General features: G+C 44.2%; 20 protein-coding genes. 17 read left to right on the forward strand and 3 right to left on the reverse strand.

Annotated features, from left to right (window positions below; all coding sequences use genetic code 11):
- Window positions 1–3: 3 nt before the first annotated feature.
- The 7 genes from yqeH to CU635_RS02215 all read left to right on the forward strand — a co-directional run bounded on the left by yqeH (window position 4) and on the right by CU635_RS02215 (window position 4,632).
- Window positions 4–1,110, forward strand: coding sequence for a ribosome biogenesis GTPase YqeH (gene yqeH / locus CU635_RS02185; protein WP_101575533.1), 1,107 nt, complete (start codon window positions 4–6; stop codon window positions 1,108–1,110).
- Window positions 1,111–1,238: 128 nt separating this feature from the next.
- The gene (aroE, locus tag CU635_RS02190) at window positions 1,239–2,078 is read left to right on the forward strand and encodes a shikimate dehydrogenase (RefSeq protein WP_101575534.1); all 840 of its coding nucleotides are present in this window, start codon (window positions 1,239–1,241) and stop codon (window positions 2,076–2,078) included.
- Window positions 2,072–2,362: a ribosome assembly RNA-binding protein YhbY gene (yhbY, locus tag CU635_RS02195; RefSeq protein ID WP_101575535.1), complete on the forward strand. Its 291-nt coding sequence runs from the start codon at window positions 2,072–2,074 to the stop codon at window positions 2,360–2,362. The genes aroE and yhbY overlap by 7 nt, the downstream gene beginning before the upstream one ends.
- Before the next feature lie 43 nt (window positions 2,363–2,405).
- On the forward strand, window positions 2,406–2,972 hold the full coding sequence (locus CU635_RS02200; protein WP_101575536.1) for a nicotinate-nucleotide adenylyltransferase: 567 nt from the start codon (window positions 2,406–2,408) through the stop codon (window positions 2,970–2,972).
- Entirely contained in the window at window positions 2,962–3,540 is a 579-nt protein-coding gene (gene yqeK, locus CU635_RS02205) for a bis(5'-nucleosyl)-tetraphosphatase (symmetrical) YqeK (RefSeq protein ID WP_101575537.1), read from the forward strand. Before CU635_RS02200 ends, yqeK begins: the two co-directional genes overlap by 11 nt.
- Window positions 3,533–3,889, forward strand: coding sequence for a ribosome silencing factor (gene rsfS, locus CU635_RS02210; protein ID WP_101575538.1), 357 nt, complete (start codon window positions 3,533–3,535; stop codon window positions 3,887–3,889). The genes yqeK and rsfS overlap by 8 nt, the downstream gene beginning before the upstream one ends.
- Window positions 3,886–4,632 carry a class I SAM-dependent DNA methyltransferase gene (locus tag CU635_RS02215; protein WP_101575539.1) on the forward strand — a complete coding sequence of 249 codons (747 nt, stop codon included), beginning with the start codon at window positions 3,886–3,888 and terminating at the stop codon, window positions 4,630–4,632. Before rsfS ends, CU635_RS02215 begins: the two co-directional genes overlap by 4 nt.
- 99 nt (window positions 4,633–4,731) lie before the next feature.
- Here CU635_RS02215 and comER read toward each other — a convergent pair whose 3' ends face one another.
- Window positions 4,732–5,562: a late competence protein ComER gene (gene comER, locus CU635_RS02220; protein ID WP_101575540.1), complete on the reverse strand. Its 831-nt coding sequence runs from the start codon at window positions 5,560–5,562 to the stop codon at window positions 4,732–4,734.
- 89 nt (window positions 5,563–5,651) lie between these two features.
- On the opposite strand from comER, the gene CU635_RS02225 reads away from it, so the two are divergent.
- From CU635_RS02225 to CU635_RS02235, 3 genes are all read left to right on the forward strand, one after another.
- Window positions 5,652–6,266 (forward strand): helix-hairpin-helix domain-containing protein, encoded by a 615-nt coding sequence (locus CU635_RS02225; RefSeq protein WP_245917280.1) that lies wholly within the window; start codon window positions 5,652–5,654, stop codon window positions 6,264–6,266.
- A 95-nt stretch (window positions 6,267–6,361) separates the two neighbouring features.
- Window positions 6,362–6,916, forward strand: coding sequence for a ComE operon protein 2 (locus CU635_RS02230; protein ID WP_101575541.1), 555 nt, complete (start codon window positions 6,362–6,364; stop codon window positions 6,914–6,916).
- A 90-nt stretch (window positions 6,917–7,006) separates the two neighbouring features.
- Window positions 7,007–9,334 (forward strand): DNA internalization-related competence protein ComEC/Rec2, encoded by a 2,328-nt coding sequence (locus CU635_RS02235; protein WP_101575542.1) that lies wholly within the window; start codon window positions 7,007–7,009, stop codon window positions 9,332–9,334.
- An 88-nt stretch (window positions 9,335–9,422) separates the two neighbouring features.
- On the opposite strand, the gene CU635_RS02240 is transcribed toward CU635_RS02235, so the two are convergent.
- Complete coding sequence (locus tag CU635_RS02240) at window positions 9,423–9,557, reverse strand: YqzM family protein (protein ID WP_101575543.1); 135 nt, start codon at window positions 9,555–9,557, stop codon at window positions 9,423–9,425.
- Window positions 9,558–9,859: 302 nt separating this feature from the next.
- Between CU635_RS02240 and holA the strand changes: the two genes are divergently transcribed.
- Window positions 9,860–10,891: a DNA polymerase III subunit delta gene (gene holA / locus CU635_RS02245; RefSeq protein WP_101575544.1), complete on the forward strand. Its 1,032-nt coding sequence runs from the start codon at window positions 9,860–9,862 to the stop codon at window positions 10,889–10,891.
- Between the two features lie 130 nt (window positions 10,892–11,021).
- Here the strand turns inward: holA and rpsT are convergent, their stop codons facing one another.
- The gene (gene rpsT, locus CU635_RS02250; RefSeq protein WP_101575545.1) at window positions 11,022–11,288 is read right to left on the reverse strand and encodes a 30S ribosomal protein S20; all 267 of its coding nucleotides are present in this window, start codon (window positions 11,286–11,288) and stop codon (window positions 11,022–11,024) included.
- A 275-nt stretch (window positions 11,289–11,563) separates the two neighbouring features.
- Here rpsT and gpr point away from each other — a divergent pair, with 275 nt between their 5' ends.
- The 6 genes from gpr to hrcA all read left to right on the forward strand — a co-directional run bounded on the left by gpr (window position 11,564) and on the right by hrcA (window position 18,648).
- Window positions 11,564–12,688, forward strand: coding sequence for a GPR endopeptidase (gene gpr / locus CU635_RS02255; RefSeq protein ID WP_101575546.1), 1,125 nt, complete (start codon window positions 11,564–11,566; stop codon window positions 12,686–12,688).
- 72 nt (window positions 12,689–12,760) lie between these two features.
- Window positions 12,761–13,963 carry a stage II sporulation protein P gene (spoIIP, locus tag CU635_RS02260; RefSeq protein WP_101575547.1) on the forward strand — a complete coding sequence of 401 codons (1,203 nt, stop codon included), beginning with the start codon at window positions 12,761–12,763 and terminating at the stop codon, window positions 13,961–13,963.
- A 19-nt stretch (window positions 13,964–13,982) separates the two neighbouring features.
- Window positions 13,983–14,327, forward strand: a complete 345-nt coding sequence (locus tag CU635_RS02265) for a DUF3679 domain-containing protein (RefSeq protein ID WP_101575548.1) — start codon at window positions 13,983–13,985, stop codon at window positions 14,325–14,327.
- A 150-nt stretch (window positions 14,328–14,477) separates the two neighbouring features.
- A complete protein-coding gene (gene lepA, locus CU635_RS02270; protein WP_101575549.1) occupies window positions 14,478–16,313 on the forward strand; it encodes a translation elongation factor 4 in 1,836 nt (611 codons plus the stop codon).
- A 79-nt stretch (window positions 16,314–16,392) separates the two neighbouring features.
- A complete protein-coding gene (hemW, locus tag CU635_RS02275) occupies window positions 16,393–17,532 on the forward strand; it encodes a radical SAM family heme chaperone HemW (protein WP_101575550.1) in 1,140 nt (379 codons plus the stop codon).
- Window positions 17,533–17,616: 84 nt separating this feature from the next.
- Window positions 17,617–18,648 (forward strand): heat-inducible transcriptional repressor HrcA, encoded by a 1,032-nt coding sequence (hrcA, locus tag CU635_RS02280; protein WP_101575551.1) that lies wholly within the window; start codon window positions 17,617–17,619, stop codon window positions 18,646–18,648.
- Window positions 18,649–18,650 lie beyond the last annotated feature (2 nt).

Here is an 18,650-nt window from a genome sequence, read left to right on the forward strand (position 1 = left end):
TGAGTGAATGACCAACATTTTACCTGTATTGGCTGCGGAATAAAAATCCAAACCGGGAATCCCGGGGAATTGGGGTATGCCCCGCAGTCGTCGTTAGAGAAAGAAGCGATTATTTGCCAGCGCTGCTTTCGCTTAAAACACTATAACGAGGTTCAAGACGTCAGCTTAACGGATGACGATTTTCTCAAGATTCTCAATGGAATCGGTAAAACCGATGCGCTAATTGTTAAAATTGTCGATATTTTCGACTTTAATGGCAGCTGGCTTCCGGGCCTGCACCGCTTTGTCGGCGACAATAAAATTTTGCTCGTCGGCAATAAGGTTGATCTCCTTCCGAAATCGGTTAAGCGCGGCAAGCTTGTGCATTGGATGAAGCATGAGGCAAAGCAGCTCGGTTTAAAGGCTGAGGAAGTATTTTTAGTAAGTGCCGCAAAGGGGCATTTTATTAAAGAAACCGCAGCTGCGATTGAGGAATATAGAGAAGGTAAAGATGTCTATGTTGTCGGTTGTACCAATGTCGGCAAATCAACATTTATTAACCGGATTATCAAGGAGGTTACAGGTGAGGAGGATGTGATTACGACCTCTCATTTTCCGGGAACCACTCTTGATATTATTAAAATACCGCTGTCAGACGAAAAGGCGATCATCGATACACCTGGGATCATCAACCATCATCAAATGGCTCATTTTGTCGATAAGCGTGATTTAAAGATCATCACCCCGAAGAAGGAAATAAAAGCAAAGATTTATCAATTAAATGAGGGGCAAACATTGTTCTTCGGCGGCCTGGCCCGATTTGATTATATTAGCGGCGGCCGGCGATCAATCGTTTGCTACTTATCCAATGATCTAATGATCCACCGCACGAAAACCGAAAAAGCAGCTGAACTCTATAATGATCACGCCGGCGAAATGCTGTTCCCGCCGCGCAAGGAGCAGCTTGATACTTTTCCGGAGCTCGTCAGGCATGAATTTACAATAAAAGAAGCGAAAACGGATATCGTTTTTTCAGGCCTCGGCTGGGTAACAGTGAATGATTCAGGCGCAAAGGTGGCTGCTTATGTTCCACGCGGCGTCCATGTGATGCTGCGGAAGTCATTAATATAGAAATAACTTATGCTTTATAACGATCCACCTTATAAAAAGAAAACTGCTTCTACGCGAGGGGCCTGAAACAAGTTTCTTCCTTTGTAAGGTGGACAACGAGCTTACGTTTTTCTGGGGGGGAGAGAGATTTGAAGAAATTGTACGGAGTAATCGGTGATCCGATTGCCCATTCGATGTCACCAATTATGCACAATGATCTATTTCAATTTTACCAAATTGATGCCCATTACCATCCGTTCCATATACGAAAAGAACAATTGCAGGATGCTGTCAACGCTTTGAAAACGATCGGCATTGCTGGATTCAATGTCACGGTCCCGCATAAAGGCGAAATCATCAAATGGCTGGATGAGATTGACCCCCTTGCAGAAGCAATCGGAGCCGTTAATACAGTCGTTAACCGCAACGGCAGATTAACAGGCTATAATACAGACGGTCCCGGCTTTGTAAGAGGATTAAGGCGGCTCATCCCATCGCTTTGGGGCCAACGAGTCCTGATTGTCGGTGCTGGCGGGGCAGCAAAAGCGATTTATTACACGCTTGCGCAGGAAGGCATCAACGAGATTGATATATGCAACCGGACTGCCGAAAAAGCCGTTGCGCTTAAGAGCGGCTGTCCTTTTTCGGTGCAGACGGAGATTCTGTCGATAAAGGAAGCGGAGGAAAAGCTCAATCAATATAGTTTGCTTATTCAAACAACGCTGATTGGGATGGAGCCGGCAACTGATTTTTCACCCCTTTCGCTTGAAAACCTTAATCGCAACGCTTTTATTAGTGATATTATTTATAATCCGCTTGAAACAAAGCTTTTGCGGGAAGCTAAAAAGAAAGGCGTGGGTACCCAGAACGGCATCGACATGTTCGTCTACCAGGGGGCACTTGCTTTTCAAAACTGGACCGGCATCGTGCCGGATACTGCAAGAATGAAAATCAATGTAACAAAACAATTGGGAGGAAATCCATGCTAACCGGGAAACAAAAACGTTTTTTAAGGTCGAAAGCCCATCATTTAAACCCGATCTTTCAAGTAGGCAAGGGTGGTGTAAATGAAAACATGGTCAAACAAATTGCCGAAGCGCTTGAAGCCAGGGAATTAATTAAAATAAGTATTTTGCAAAATAGTGAAGAAGACAGGGATACTGTCGCAGAAAAACTAGTAGCAGGGACGGGAGCAGAGCTTGTCCAAATTATCGGGAATATAATTGTTCTCTACAAGGAATCAATGGAAAACAAGCAGCTAACCCTTCCGTAACGAAGGCCGCATCAGTTAATGGATTGAGAGGGAGGTTCTCATTTTGCGAAAAATCGGTATTCTTGGCGGTACATTTGATCCGCCCCATTACGGACATTTGCTGATAGCGAATGAGGTATTGGCAGCGTTGGATCTGGAAGCGATTTGGTTTATGCCTAATCAGGATCCGCCCCACAAGAATAAAGCAAAAGTTCAAAGTGAGCACCGTTTAAGAATGCTGGAGCTGGCTACTCTCGACCATCCCCGATTTCAGATCGAACCGCTGGAGTTAACAAGGAAAGGCCGGTCTTATACAATTGATACAATGCGATTGTTAAAACAAAAATATCAAAATGTAAGCTTTTATTTTCTGATTGGGGCAGATATGATTGAATATTTGCCTAAATGGCATCGAATCGACGAGTTAATGGAAATGGTTCAGTTTGTCGGAGTAAGGCGTCCTTCCTATAGCCACGAAACCTCGTTTCCGATCAGCTATGTTGAGGTCCCTGAAATGGGTGTTTCGTCCAGTATGTTGAGAGAGCGGTTACTGAAGGGCAAAACAGTCAGGTATTTATTGCCTGAATCGGTCAGGACATATATTGAGGAGAATAACTTATATGGATCGTAAAAAGGCTCTCGAGCTTGTGAAAATTCAATTGACCGAGCACCGCTATAAGCATACGATCGGCGTAATGGAAACGGCAATTCAGTTGGCGCGCCAATACGGTGCCGATGTGAAAAAGGCAGAACTGGCAGCGATCTTCCACGATTATGCAAAGTTCCGTCCGAAGGATGAAATGAAACATATTATTATTGCTGAAAAAATGCCCGCTGATTTATTGGCTTATAGCAGTGAGCTTTGGCACGCGCCCGTCGGTGCTTTTCTTGTCGCAAAGGAAGCGGGGATAACCGATCCTGAAATTCTGGACGCAATTCGCTACCATACTTCAGGACGAGCGGGAATGACGCCGCTTGAAAAAATTATCTATATAGCTGATTATATCGAACCGGGACGACAATTTCCCGGGGTAGATGAGGTCAGGGAGCTCGCAGAAACAGACCTTGAGCAAGCGCTCGTCCGCTCCGTGCAAAATTCGCTGGTTTTTTTAATCAAACAAAACCAGCCAGTATACCCGCAAACCTTAATGACCTATAACGATTTAGTAACAAAGAGGAGGATTCACCTGAATGAATGAACGGGAAATTTTATTAACAGCCGTAAAAGCAGCAGACGATAAAAGAGCGGAAGATATTGTGGTCCTGAACATGAAGGGAGTTTCGCTTGTCGCCGACTATTTTATCATTTGCCATGCTAATTCTGACAAGCAGGTTCAAGCGATTGCCCGGGAGATGAAGGAGAAGGTCGAAGAACTGGGCCATTCCACCAACAGGATAGAGGGCTTTGATGAAGCGAAATGGGTGCTCGTTGACCTCGGCGATGTCGTCGCCCATATTTTCCATCGCGATGAGCGAAGCTATTACAATCTGGAACGGCTATGGGGAGACGCACCGCTTGAAAACGTGCAAAGTGAGCTCAATTTATGACATACGAGAAATTCGCTTATTTGTACGATGAACTGATGAAGGATGTCCCATATGACAAATGGGTTGATCTCTTAATGGAAAAAACGGAAAAGTACGCTGTCAATGGGAGGCACCTGCTTGATCTTGCCTGTGGTACGGGTGAGCTTTCAATTCGGTTGGCGAGGGCGGGTTTTAGCGTTTCCGGTGTGGATTTGTCTGCGGATATGCTCACGGTTGCTCAAGCAAAAGCGGCGGAAAACCGGCTCGCTATTGGTTTTTATCAGCAAAACATGGCAGAGGTGACCGGTTTTGATGAAGTGGATATTGCAGGCATCTTTTGTGATTCTTTGAATTATCTGGAAACGAAGCAGGATGTGAAAGACACCTTCAGGAGTGTGAATAGCCAGCTGAAAAAAGGCGGGCTTTTTCTGTTTGATGTCCATTCTATCTATAAAGTGACGAAAATTTTTATGAATGAAACGTTTGCTGTCGATGACGAAAAAATTTCGTATATTTGGAACTGTTTTCCCGGCGACGTCCCAAACAGTGTCGAGCATGATTTAACTTTTTTCGTGCTTGATGAACTGAGCGGCAAGTATGATCGCTTTCAGGAATACCACAAACAACGGACTTTCCCTATTTATGAGTATGAGGGCTGGCTGCAGGAAGCAGGCTTCGATGTTCTTGAAATACTCGCTGATTTTGAGGATGATGAACCGGACGAGCAGTCGGAGCGAATTTTTTTTATTGCAAGAAAAAAATAAAAGCCGGCGTTTTCGCCAGCTAACAAGCTTGCAGAGAATAATTTTTTCTCTGCAAGTTTTTTTTATGGATTAGGAAGGATTTTTTCACGCAAAAGAGAATTAATTTATTTGAGAAGGAAACTGCTTTTCAATCCCCTTTAAATCTTCACGGAATTTTTCATGAGTGGCCGCGAATACGTGTTCGAAAATATCCCCAAGCTCGCTCTCAAGGATTTTGATTCCTTCGCCAGTTATTCCGCCTTTTACGCACACTTTTTCCTGGAGTGCCGGCAGCGTAAAAATGTCCTTTTTTAACAGTTCTCCCAGCCCGATCAGCATCTCACTTGTCAACTTTGTTGCTGTCTCCGCGTCAATCTCTGTCTCTTTTTCCGCCGCTTTGATAAACCTCTGAACGAGATAGCTGAAAAAAGCCGGACCGCAGCTGACGATATCAGATGCTACCCTTGTTATGTTTTCTTCGATTTCAACCGGGACAGAAACGGAAAGAAACAAATTCCAGATCCCGTCCTTCCATCTGGCGTCACACCGTTCACCGAAAGTTACGAGCGATACTCCTGCAAGAGCACGGTTTGTAATGCTTGGAATCACTCTCGCCACCGAACAAGGAACAGCCTGTTCCAATTGTCCTGTACTTATTGGGCTTGTGATTGAAACGACGCACATGTCCGCACTTAAGTGCGGGTAAATTTCCCGCAGAACCTGACGGATATCATGCGGCTTGACACATATGAAGATTAAATCGGACATTTGTGCAGTTGCGGCCGGTTGGTCTGTGACCGTTATATCTTTAAATTTGGCTTGAATGTCCAATGCTTTTAACTTTGTTCGGTTCGTAATCGTCATTGAAGAAGGGGGCACTGCTTTTCCTTCAATCATAGCCTCTGCAAGAATTCTCCCCATATTACCAGTACCAATGATCCCAACCCTCATAGCTGTTTTTCCTCCTCTTAAGCCGGCTTTCTCATAAAAGGATATGAAGCAACTGACCGTTTATTCCAAAAAGAAAGGAATGATGTATTGTGAAGGAAATTTTTAAAAAGTACAAATATGTTATGATCGCGCTAGCGGTTTTTTCAGCAGCGGCTATTTTCTATTATCAAGAACCGGCGAAAGAAGAAGAGGGGACAGTAACCGATTTAGAGGATTGGGGCACTGGTGAAAAGCCGGTTCCCGAAAAGACTGAGGCAGAACCAAAAACGATCATGGCCGACATAAAAGGGCAAGTAGTCCATCCTGGAGTATATGAAACCGCAGCGGGTGAGCGGGTTATTGATTTGATTGAGAAGGCGGGTGGGCTCACCCCGGACGCTGATCAGGCTGCCGTGAATTTTGCCTTGCAGGTAACAGATGAGATGATGGTTTATATACCGGCGATCGGCGAGGAAACGGGTGTGACTGGAGGTGCTTCTCCGACTGCCGGACCAACCGGAAATGATACTGAACTGGTAAATATTAATACGGCTGATCCAGCCGCGCTCGAAACATTGCCGGGGATCGGCCCTTCGAAGTCAGCAGCAATCATTGAATACCGGGACACGAATGGAGCTTTCAAAACGGTTGACGACTTAAAATCGATCAGCGGGATTGGTGAAAAAACCTTTGAGAAGTTAAAAGACAAAATTATTGTGAAATAGCAGAATGTCATTGACCAACTTTCATGAAACGATTTAAACTTATGGAGACCAAGCCCGAAACTTCCATGACTATTAAAAGCGAGGGGAAACTGAAGATGGAGCGTATTTCCTGGAACGAATATTTTTTGGCGCAAAGCCATTTGCTGGCCCTTAGAAGCACGTGTACACGGCTGACCGTTGGTGCGACGATTGTCAGGGATAAGCGGATTATCGCGGGAGGATATAATGGTTCGATTGCTGGTGGAGACCATTGCATTGATGAAGGATGCTATGTGATTGATAACCATTGTGTCCGGACTATACATGCGGAAATGAACGCTCTTTTGCAATGCGCAAAGTTCGGGGTTCCGACTGCCGGCGCAGACATTTATGTCACCCATTTTCCATGCTTGCAATGCTGTAAAGCAATCATCCAGGCTGGGATTAAAACGGTATTTTATGCGGAGGATTATAAAAACCACCCGTATGCGCTCGAGCTCTTTGAGAAAGCAGGCGTTAAAGTAGAGAAGGTGGAATATACAAGTAGACAATCGGTTGATAACGAGTTGGTCGATCAATTATTGCACGAGCTTGAGGAGAGCGGCGTCGATCAGGAGATTGTCCGGAACTTTTCTGAACGCGCCAGAAATCTTATCAAAGATCGGGCATAACAGTCGTTTTAACGGTATTACAGCCTTGCCAGTTCACAGCAAGGCTGTGTTTGCCTGCCCCAGGTGATAGTTAAAAAGAAAGGAATACTAATGAAAGGTAAACTTATTTATTTCGCTCCGCCTTCGTTACTGGGCCTTCTTGCTGCATTTGAAAACGTTTATCTGTTTACATTGCTGATGGCTGCATTTAGCTTGTTTCTAGTTAAACGGAAAAACTTTCGTGCTCCTCAAATCGGTGTCGCTTGTCTTCTTTTTGTTATATTCTTCATAGCTGGCAAGACGGCCGTTCTCCAAAATGAAACATCAATAAATGGACATGAAAACAGATTCCAGTTAATTTTTAATCAGGAAACGAAAGTGGATGGCGATGTATTGCAGGCCCATGCCGCAGTGAGCGGGCGCCATGAAAAAATCGCCCTGCGGTATTATATTGCTACCGAACAGGAGCAGGAATTCATTCGCGCGAATATCATGCCCGGCACGAAATGCAGTGCTTACGGAGAACTCAGCAGACCCGCTTTGCCAACCAATTTAAATGCCTTTAATTATCGTGACTTTCTATACAGAAAAGGCATCTTCTGGACGTTTGAGGCTGCAAAAATCGACCTTCAATCGTGTACAAGAGCGAAACCGACCCCCTTTTCATTCCTGCAAAGCATCCGCCAGAAAGGAACTGCGTATATAGACAGGCATTTTCCTGAAGCCACTGCTCAAGTTTCCGCAGCACTCATTTTTGGAGATCGTAATTTATATAATCCAGAAACGATGAAGAACTACCAGGCAGTAGGGATTATTCACCTGCTTGCCATTTCAGGTCTCCAAGTCGCACTTTTAGCCGGGATGATTTTTATATGCGGCGTGCGAGTCGGGATCACGCGGGAAAAGATGATCAATGCATTATTTTTGTTTTTGCCGGTTTACGCCATTTTGACCGGCGCTTCGCCATCTGTTAACCGCTCATGTTTGATGCTTTTGTTAGTCCTTGCAAGCATGAAAATAAAGGGCAAATACAAAATCTCTCCCGCAGACGCAATCAGCCTCGCCTTTGTGATCTACCTGGCTATTTCCCCATTTGCCATCTATTACGCCGGATTTCAGCTTTCCTTTGTTGTCAGTTTTTTTCTTGTTGCTTCATCTCGTATTTTGAGCCGATTTCACGGTCCGATCAGCCAGCTTGTCGCTGTTTCCTTTGTTGCGCAGCTTGGATCGTTGCCGATCTTGCTGTATCATTTTTATGAGCTTTCGCTTATTTCGCTGTTCGCAAATGTACTGTTTGTTCCATTTTTTTCAGCAGTATTGCTTCCGCTCACCTTGATTATTTTTCTCCTCCATTTGCTGTCGGCAACGCTTGCCGGTCCACTGCTGTTCTTTTTGAACCTGATTATTGAAACATCCGACCAGCTCGCCAATATCCTCTCCTCGATTCCTTTTTCCACTTTTACACTGGGGAGACCTTCGTGGTTGCTGTTGCTTTTTTATTTAGTCACGATTGTCAGTTTCTTTTTGCTATGGGAAAAAATGTCTGACCGTTGGCAGATCACCAGGATTATATGGCTCATCATTATTCCATTAACGGTTCACAGCATGTCTCATTATATCTCCCCAGCCGGGGAAGTAACCTTTATTGATGTAGGGCAGGGGGATAGTTCATTAATTATTTTGCCAAACGCCCGCGGAACATACTTGATTGACACAGGGGGGACAGTCCGGTTCGGGGAAACGGAACAGTGGCGGCAAAAGAAAGATCCTTTTGAAGTTGGCAGCGACGTTCTTGTTCCATTTTTAAAAAGCAAAGGAATCCGCCAAATTGACAAGCTGATCCTGACTCACGGTGATGCAGATCATCTTGGTGGCGCACTGTCGCTTATCGGAGAAATAAAGGTAGCGGAAATTTTAATGCCACAGGCACCGGACCGAGCCGAATTGGAGCGGCAAGTTATTGCTGCTGCCGTGAAAGAGAAAGTGCCAATCAAGTTTGTAACAGAGGGGATGGGCTGGAACAAGGGGACCGCCGCTTTTGACATTATTTCTCCCGACCCTGCCGCACCATTTGAAAGAAACAATTCATCGATTGTTGTCCGGGCGCATTTCGGCGGATTGGACTGGCTATTCACTGGGGATTTGGAAGCGGAGGGGGAAGAATTGCTTTTAAGAAAGCATCGAGATTTGCATGCCGACGTGTTGAAAGCCGGACACCATGGCAGCAAAACCTCCACATCGGAACCCTTCATTAACCAATTGCAGCCAAAGGCTGCGATCATTTCAGCAGGAAGGAAGAACCGGTTTGGCCATCCCCATCCTGAAGTAGTAGCAAGACTGGAGGACAGGAACATTAAAATTTTCCGGACCGATCAACAAGGAGCGATCACCTATACTTTTAGAGGAAATTCGGGAACCTTTTCAAGCGTACTTCCATAGAATATATCAATAATAGTCACCCTGACTAAACGAAAAGAGACTGCATAAGAACATGCAGTCTCCATGATTTTCATATGTATCCCGTAACTTAAGAGCCGATCAATTTAATGACTGTTGCAATTATAAATATCGTTGCAAAAAATCCGAAAGAAACAACGAATCCTACGCCGGAGTCAATGGCATCGTTACGCTTACTTTGTACGTTTGTTTCAAATTCATTCACAGTCTATCCCTCCTATTTCCTTTATAGTATACGCGAACTATAAATAAAAATCCAGCACTCGAAACGCGCTTTTCCTTTAATGACAAGAGTTGACACAAATAGTTCTCTCTTTATGAGCCAAAATAATGATACCCAGAGGGAATACCGCCATTTTATAAGTATCCTAGGCCTTATAAAATGGCGTTGATTATAGATGGGGAATTGGCGCGGGCAAGAGACGTCAATTCCCTTTGTGTACTTGCCAAATTGTCCATGCTTCTTTACGATAGGAGTAGTTATATGATTGAACGGAGCGAAGGACATTGATTAACGATTTATGGAAACAAATTAAAAAAAAGCAAATTGCCCCGCTTTATTTATTATATGGCAATGAATCATTTCTTATTAATGAAACGAAACAGCTGCTGATCAAAAATGTTCTAAATGAAGAAGAGGCTGATTTTAACTTTTCTTCTTATGATCTTGAGGAAACGCCGATCGAAGCTGTGCTCGAGGATGCTGAAACCTTTCCGTTTATCGGCGAAAAAAGATTGATTATTGTACATAATCCTGTTTTTCTTACCTCGGAAAAGACAAAGGAAAAAGTGGAGCATGACATCGCAAAGCTCGAGGCTTATTTGAAAGAACCGGCCCCGTATTCCGTTGTGGTGTTTGCCGCGCCTTACGAAAAACTGGATGAACGCAAAAAAATTACAAAAGAACTGAAAAACAAAGCGGTCACGCTGGAAGCGAAAAAATTAAACGAACAAGAGCTTAAAGTGTGGATTAAAGAGAGAGCCGCGTTAAATGGCGTTCAGATTGATGAGGATGCAGTCGGCATGATGCTTGCCCTCGCTGGGACTAATTTGTTTATGCTGACAAGTGAGCTCGATAAGCTTTCGCTGTACGCCGATACAGAAAAAAACATCGATCTTGAAACGGTCGAGAAGCTTGTATCAAGGTCATTGGAGCAAAATATATTTGCCCTTGTTGACAAAGTGGTCAACCGAAAAATAGATGAAGCGCTCAGAATTTATTACGATCTGCTCAAACAAAATGAAGAGCCGATCAAGATTTTGGCGATCTTAACCGGACAGTTCAGGCTGATTTATCAAGTGAAAGACCTGGCGCGGCGGGGATACGGACAGCAGCAAATGGCCGGCTACTTAAAAATCCACCCGTTTCGCATCAAACTCGCTGCCGGTCAAGCCAGCATGTTTACCGATGAGGACCTATCCAAAATCATCAGTATGCTCGCCGAAGCAGATTACCAGATGAAAACGGGCGGGATGGCAAAAGAACTGTTGATTGAAATGTTCTTGCTGCGCTTGCATGACTACAGCCTGCAGACCTAAACCAGACGCAATGGCTTGTACCTGATTCTAACCGCGGATAATGGAGGCATTTCGACGGCAATTACCCATCTATAAATGAATCTGTTCCCGAAAACAAAAAAACGACCCCGAAAGGTCGTTTTTTTCATACTTAAGCGTTCATAGAGTTCATTTTTTTCATTAAGCGGGATTTTTTACGTGCTGCAGCTTTTTTGTGGATTAGCCCTTTAGCTGCTGCTTTATCAAGTTTACTTGAAGCTGAAGAGAAAGAAGCAGTTGCAGCGGCAGCATCGTTGTTAACGACTGCTGATTCAACTTTCCTTACAGCAGTACGCATAGATGATTTGACAGTAGAATTCTGAGCCTTGCTAGCCTCACTTGTTTTTACACGCTTAATAGCAGATTTAATGTTTGGCATTCCATTCACCTCCCCTGAAACTTTCGAGGTTATATTAACTCGATTTTTCCATCTCAATAACAATAATTAAGAACACAAGATATTTTATCAAACCGTTGCCGATAATGCAATACCTTCGCTTATTTTACCGGACGGTTCATGTGAATGTTTTTATGGAAATCAGGAAAAGATAGGTGATAGTTGGAAAAATGAATGAGAATAATCCTACATAGACGATTCAGCCGTCAAGAATCTTGAGCAGACATGATCGAAAACGCCTTAACAGGAGGGATAACGTGAAGGATGAGCTTGATTTAAGCCAATATAATGTTCGCACGGATTTAGCTGTAGAGGCCCGGGAAATGGTTCTTGATGCTCGGAATCAAAGTGTCCGCCAGCAGCAGGATATTTCACAAATTAACGGTGTCGTCATCAAAGAAAAAGAAGAAAACGGTATAAAAGTTTCACTCGTTGAGGTTAATGATACAGGAGCCCAGGCGATCGGCAAAAAAGCAGGCCGTTATTTAACGCTTGAAGTACTTGGCATCAGGCAACAGGATACAGGATTACAAATGAAGGTAGAAAGAGTATTTGCCGATGAATTTTCTCATTTTTTAAAGGAAAGCGGGGTTGGCGATCAAGCATCCTGCCTGATCGTCGGACTTGGAAATTGGAATGTTACACCAGATGCTCTTGGCCCAATGGTATGCGAGAACCTCCTTGTCACAAGGCATTTATATGAGCTGCAGCCCGAAAATGTTGAAGCGGGCTACAGGCCAGTCAGCGCCTTGTCTCCTGGCGTAATGGGGCTAACCGGCATCGAGACGAGCGATATTATTGTCGGGGTTGTTCAAAAGACAAAACCAGATTTCGTGATTGCGATTGATGCCCTGGCTTCCAGATCGATTGAAAGAGTAAATTCAACGATTCAAATTTCTGATACAGGAATCCACCCGGGCTCGGGTGTAGGGAATAAACGAAAAGAATTAAGCAAAGATACGCTTGGAATTCCGGTTTTTGCGATTGGTGTTCCGACGGTCGTGGATGCTGTATCAATCACAAGCGATACAATTGATTATATCCTTAAACATTTTGGCAAAGAAATGAGAGAAGGCGGGAGCCCTTCCCGTTCCCTTACACCGGCGGGAATGACATTCGGGCAAACAAGAAAACTGACTGAAGACGACTTGCCGGGGGAACAGCATCGAAAAACCTTTTTGGGAATGGTTGGAACGCTGCCTGATGAAGAAAAAAGGCAATTAATATACGAGGTACTGTCACCGCTCGGCCATAATTTGATGGTTACCCCAAAAGAAGTCGATGTGTTTATAGAGGATATGGCCAACCTGCTCGCGAATGGCTTGAATGCGTCTCTCCATAAAGCCGTGAATCAGGACAACACAGGCTACTATACGAAATAATAACGATAGTATGGTTCTATCTTCTCTAGCAATGTCATAGAATTTACTAGACTTGCCAAGAGAGGTGGAACGATGAAACATTATAAGCAATCAGGAATCATGGTGGCTGTACAAGGGACAACCATAGTAAAGGCTGTTCTTGCAATATTGCTTTTTCTGCTCATGTCGTTTTCAATAAGCGGTACGTTAACCGCTCTCAAACCAGAGTATCGAATTACCTCTGCATCGGTTTACAATACAGCTGCAAATGTCACCGGGGAAATGCTCTATCAATTAATTGGCTTTGAAAACCACCATTTTATGAAAGCCATTCCTGATAGCGGCTCTCCGGCACTATCAAGCTTCATATTTAAATTGTCGACCAATATCAATTTAGATGATCCGCGCAGCTTTTTAGGGAGAGAACTGCCAGGCTTCTCAATATTTGATGGGAAAATTCTTGTTGCAGGTGAAGGTACCAACTATACAAATATGCCGATTGAATCAGCCCCGCCAATCGAAGTGTTAAAGGATAAACAGGAAGCAGCCTTACAGAACACAGAGGATATCGAGCCGTCCGCAGATGATGGTAAACACGAAACTCCGCCTATAACGACAGGCAGTAAACAGGTGTATGTTTATTTTTCGCATAACCGCGAATCGTTTCTTCCGTATTTAGAGGGAGTCACAGACCCCGACCTGGCCCAGCACTCGGAAATCAATGTTACAAAAATTGGCGATAAGCTGAAGGAAGAACTGGAGAGCAAAGGAATCGGAACAATGGTGGACAAAACCGATATTCAGCAGTTATTGAATCAAAAAGGTTTGCGTTACCCGAAATCGTATCAAGAGTCAAGAGCTGTTGTCGAGGCAGCGGTTACTGCCAACCGTGATCTTAATTATTTGATTGATATCCATCGCGATTCTCGAAGGAGAGAGCATACGACTAAAGAAATTAATGGGCAATCATACGCGAAGCTTGCTTTTGTGATCGGCGAGAGAAACCCGAATTACGAAAAAAACCTTAAGCTTGCAAATGAGCTTCATAATCTGCTCGACCAGAAGTACGGGCCGGGCTTGAGCCGGGGAATTATTGCGCACAAGGATGAGGGCAATAATAGCTTATATAACCAGGACTTATCGGAAAATGCCATGCTGATCGAATTCGGCGGAGTCGACAATACGTTTGATGAATTGAACCGCTCGGCTGCCGCGCTTGCTGATGTGTTCAGCGAATATTATTGGCAGGCCGAACAAGTAAACAAGCCGCTCGAAGAAAAGAAACAAGAGAATTAAAAAAATTGGGTGATCCGTTATGAAAATGTTCATGCTTAAGGTGTCATTGATAGCATCGTTAATGTTTGTGTCCGTGCTTGTCGGGATGCAGCATGCCAATGGAGGGATCCACAAGATGAAAGGGTATGAGGATTCCGGTTTCCGCGGCGCTTTTATCGTCAATGAAGCCGATCAAGGTGAATATCAGGCAACCGTCCTTGGCAACGATATTTCAAGCCATGACCTTGAAGAGAAAAAAGCCAAGCTTGAAAAAATGAAAGCTTATAACTTTTTTTCGGATATGGGTAAGAAGGCGGCAGATGGGATAACTGCAGCAGTGAAAAAACTGTTCGACTCGATAACAGGGTTAATCGAATCATCATAGCGGGCGGGCCAACATGGTCCGTTTTTCTCTGTTTCCTAGCCTTTTTGCCGCTCCGTAGCCGCAGGGCCGGGACTTTTCATTGAATCTTGTTATCCCTGCTGATATAATCAAAAATAGTGTACATGTGCGAGTATAGTAGGAGTGAACCCAATGAACAGAGAAGAAAGACAGAAAAGACAATCGAAAATCCGGAACTTTTCCATTATCGCGCATATCGACCATGGAAAATCGACTTTAGCAGACCGGATATTGGAAAAAACGAATGCTCTTACATCAAGAGAGATGAAGGATCAGCTCCTTGATTCAATGGACCTTGAAAGAGAACGGGGAATTACGATCAAGCTGAATTCTGTTCAGCTAAAATATCGCGCAAAAGATGGAGAGGAGTATACTTTCCATTTAATTGATACGCCAGGGCACGTCGATTTTACCTATGAGGTGTCTCGGAGCCTTGCTGCCTGCGAAGGAGCGATTCTTGTCGTTGATGCGGCGCAGGGAATCGAAGCCCAAACATTGGCAAATGTTTATTTAGCGCTTGATAACGATTTGGAGATCCTTCCGATTATTAATAAAATTGATTTGCCGAGTGCCGATCCAGAACGAGTCCGCGCTGAAATTGAAGAGGTTATTGGTTTGGATGCTTCCGAGGCCGTGCTCGCCTCAGCAAAAGCCGGGATTGGAATCGAAGAAATTCTCGAACAAATCGTAGAAAAAGTGCCTGCACCAACGGGTGACCCGGACGCGCCGCTAAAAGCGCTTATCTTTGATTCACTATATGATGCTTACCGGGGTGTTGTCGCATATATCCGTGTTGTCGAAGGGACCGTAAAAGTAGGCGATAAGGTGAGAATGATGGCGACCGGCAAAGAGTTCGAAGTAACGGAACTAGGCGTCTTCACGCCAAAAGCCGTTTCCCGTGATGAGTTATCTGTTGGTGATGTTGGCTTTTTAACAGCCGCGATCAAAAATGTCGGTGATACACGGGTTGGCGACACGATCACGAATGCCAAGAACGGAGCGACTGAAGCGCTGCCAGGCTACCGGAAACTGAATCCAATGGTCTACTGCGGCCTTTATCCGATCGACAGTGCGAAATTTAATGATCTGCGCGAAGCGCTTGAGAAGCTTGAACTTAACGATTCCGCTCTCCAATTCGAACCGGAAACGTCCCAGGCATTGGGATTTGGATTCCGCTGCGGATTTTTGGGCCTGCTTCATATGGAGATTATCCAGGAACGAATCGAGCGCGAGTTTAAGATTGACCTGATTACTACAGCACCAAGTGTTATCTATGATGTCATCATGACAGACGGCACCGAGGTGAAGGTGGATAACCCTTCCAATATGCCGGATCCGCAAAAAATTGACAGGATTGAAGAACCGTATGTAAAAGCAACGATGATGGCACCAAACGATTATGTCGGGGCAATTATGGAGATTTGCCAGGAAAAGCGCGGTATTTTCGTTGATATGCAGTACATGGATGAAACGCGCGTCAGCATCGTCTATGAAATCCCATTATCAGAAATCGTCTATGATTTCTTCGATCAGCTAAAATCTTCGACGAAGGGTTATGCTTCGTTTGATTATGAATTGATTGGCTATAAGCAGTCAAAACTTGTCAAAATGGATATTCTGTTAAATGCTGAAAAGGTGGATGCATTGAGCTTTATTGTGCATAACGATTTCGCCTATGAACGCGGTAAAGTCATTGTTGAGAAATTAAAAGAGTTAATCCCGCGCCAACAGTTTGAGGTGCCAATCCAGGCAGCAATCGGCCAAAAGATTGTCGCTCGCTCCACAATCAAAGCGATGCGTAAAAACGTGCTCGCCAAGTGTTATGGCGGCGATATTTCGCGGAAGCGGAAGCTGTTGGAAAAGCAGAAAGAAGGAAAAAAACGCATGAAGCAGGTCGGCTCGGTAGAAGTACCGCAGGAAGCTTTCATGGCCGTTTTAAAAATGGACGACAGCAACACGAAGAAATAATTTTACAGAGGGTAGACGGAGGCGCGCATGCCTGCTCTAGCCTCTTTTACTATTAAACGGACAAAAGGTAGTGAAGCAGATGATCAAAGCAGCTTATATCCACATCCCATTTTGTGAACATATTTGCCATTATTGCGATTTTAATAAAGTATTTTTAAAAGGGCAGCCGGTTGAAGCTTACCTGGAAGCATTGGCAAAGGAAATCGAGCTTACCCTGGAAAAATACCCGGCAAACCCGCTGAATTCGATCTTTGTAGGCGGAGGGACGCCGACTGCCTTAAATGAGCAGCAGCTTCAAAGGCTTTGTGAAATCATCACAGAGAAGCTGCCATTCAATGAGGATACTGAATTCAGTTTTGAAGCGAATCCGGGTGATTTATCAAAAGAAAAGCTTCAGATTTTGGCATCAGCCGGAGTCAATCGGCTTAGCTTTGGGGTTCAAACCTTTAACGACAAACTTTTAGAGAAAATTGGCCGTGCCCATCGCCGCGATGATGTGTTCAAGTCAATTGACCTTGCCAAGCAGACGGGCTTTGAAAACATAAGCGTAGATTTAATCTTCAGCCTTCCCGAGCAAACGCTTAATGACTTCCGTGACACTTTGGAAACAGCTTTTTCTCTCGATATCCAGCATTACTCAGGCTACTCATTAATCATTGAACCGAAAACAGTTTTTTATAATTTGATGAGAAAAGGGCAGCTGCCGACACCGGGAGAGGAAACGGAAGCAGCCATGTTTGAACTGCTGATGGAACAAATGGATAAGCACGGATTCAAGCAATACGAAATCAGCAATTTCGCGCGTCCCGGCTTTGAAAGCCGGCATAATATCACGTACTGGGCCAATGAATCGTACTACGGTTTCGGGGCTGGGGCGCATAGCTACACAGACGGGCATCGAATCTCCAACTACGGGCCATTGAAAAAATACATGGATCCATTATCAGAAAACCATTTTCCTGTTATGGATAGCCATAAGGTGACCGATGCAGAACGGAAAGAGGAAGAAATGTTCCTCGGCTTAAGAATGACGAAAGGAGTTTCGATTCGACAATTTTCGGACAAATTCGGCGCCGATCCGCTCGTCGTCTTTGCTGATGGAATAACAAAAATGCAAACCAGGGGCTTGCTTGAAGTGAATGACGACCATATTTATCTTACAAAGAATGGAAGGCTGCTTGGTAATGAAGTGTTTCAATCCTTTATTGGTGTAAGCTAATCGTTGACAGCTTCCCCTGTTGTTTGATAATTTATTATTAGATTTAGCACTCATTCAATAAGAGTGCTAACAGGGGTGATGAAGTTGTTAACAGATCGGCAATTATTAATATTTCAAGTGATCGTTGATGATTTTATTCGTTCTGCCCAGCCTGTCGGTTCAAGGAGCTTGTCGAAAAAAGGGGATATCTCATTTAGTTCGGCTACGATACGCAATGAAATGGCTGACTTGGAAGAATTGGGTTTTATTGAAAAAACGCACACCTCATCAGGGAGAATTCCATCTGAAAAAGGTTACCGCTACTATGTTGACCATTTGTTGTCTCCGCAAAAACTAAACAGGACAGATGTTCATAAAATAAAATCGATTTTTGCAGAGCGAATATACGAGCTTGAAAAAATCGTCCAAAAATCGGCAAAGATTTTGTCGGAGATGACGAACTACACTTCGATCGTTTTAGGGCCTGATGTCATGGACCACAAATTAAAGAGAATCCAAATTGTGCCTTTGAATCAGGACACCGCCATCGCCATTATTGTCACCGATACCGGCCATGTTGAAAACCGGATGTTTCAGTTGCCTGAATCGATCGATGGCGGCGATCTTGAAAAAATGGTCAATATTTTGAACGAGCGGCTTGTAGGCGTGCCGCTTGTCCACCTTAACGGAAAAATCTATAAAGAGGTGGGTGTACTGCTCAGGCAGCACATTCAAAGCTATGACTTTATGCTGCAATCATTTGCGGAAACGTTAAAGCTGCCGACAAACGAGAAGTTATTCTTTGGCGGTAAAACCAACATGCTCAGCCAGCCGGAATTTCATGACATTGCAAAAATCCGCTCACTGCTGGCGATGATAGAGCAGGAGGATGGCATTTACGAGCTGATCCGTGAAAACCCGCATGGGATCAATATTAAAATCGGACGAGAAAACAACAACTCAGCGATGGATAACTGCAGTCTAATTACCGCTACTTATTCAATGGGAGCTGAAAAGATCGGGACAATTGCGATTCTCGGGCCAACCCGCATGGAATATTCAAGAGTTGTCAGCATTCTGCAGCTGATAAGCAAAGATTTAACAACTGTTTTATCAAAACTGTATCAAAGTAATTAAGG

The organism is Bacillus canaveralius (genome assembly GCF_002860125.1).
Lineage (GTDB): Bacteria > Bacillota > Bacilli > Bacillales > Cytobacillaceae > Bacillus_BJ > Bacillus_BJ canaveralius.

Bases quoted from the DNA above. Each gene is read 5' to 3' on its own strand.
- yhbY (WP_101575535.1), top strand. From the start codon at position 2,072: ATGCTAACCGGGAAACAAAAACGTTTTTTAAGGTCGAAAGCCCATCAT.
- yqeK (WP_101575537.1), top strand. From the start codon at position 2,962: ATGGATCGTAAAAAGGCTCTCGAGCTTGTGAAAATTCAATTGACCGAG.
- rsfS (WP_101575538.1), top strand. From the start codon at position 3,533: ATGAATGAACGGGAAATTTTATTAACAGCCGTAAAAGCAGCAGACGAT.
- CU635_RS02215 (WP_101575539.1), top strand. From the start codon at position 3,886: ATGACATACGAGAAATTCGCTTATTTGTACGATGAACTGATGAAGGAT.
- comER (WP_101575540.1), bottom strand. From the start codon at position 5,562: ATGAGGGTTGGGATCATTGGTACTGGTAATATGGGGAGAATTCTTGCA.
- CU635_RS02230 (WP_101575541.1), top strand. From the start codon at position 6,362: ATGGAGCGTATTTCCTGGAACGAATATTTTTTGGCGCAAAGCCATTTG.
- CU635_RS02235 (WP_101575542.1), top strand. From the start codon at position 7,007: ATGAAAGGTAAACTTATTTATTTCGCTCCGCCTTCGTTACTGGGCCTT.
- rpsT (WP_101575545.1), bottom strand. From the start codon at position 11,288: ATGCCAAACATTAAATCTGCTATTAAGCGTGTAAAAACAAGTGAGGCT.
- spoIIP (WP_101575547.1), top strand. From the start codon at position 12,761: ATGAAACATTATAAGCAATCAGGAATCATGGTGGCTGTACAAGGGACA.
- CU635_RS02265 (WP_101575548.1), top strand. From the start codon at position 13,983: ATGAAAATGTTCATGCTTAAGGTGTCATTGATAGCATCGTTAATGTTT.
- lepA (WP_101575549.1), top strand. From the start codon at position 14,478: ATGAACAGAGAAGAAAGACAGAAAAGACAATCGAAAATCCGGAACTTT.
- hemW (WP_101575550.1), top strand. From the start codon at position 16,393: ATGATCAAAGCAGCTTATATCCACATCCCATTTTGTGAACATATTTGC.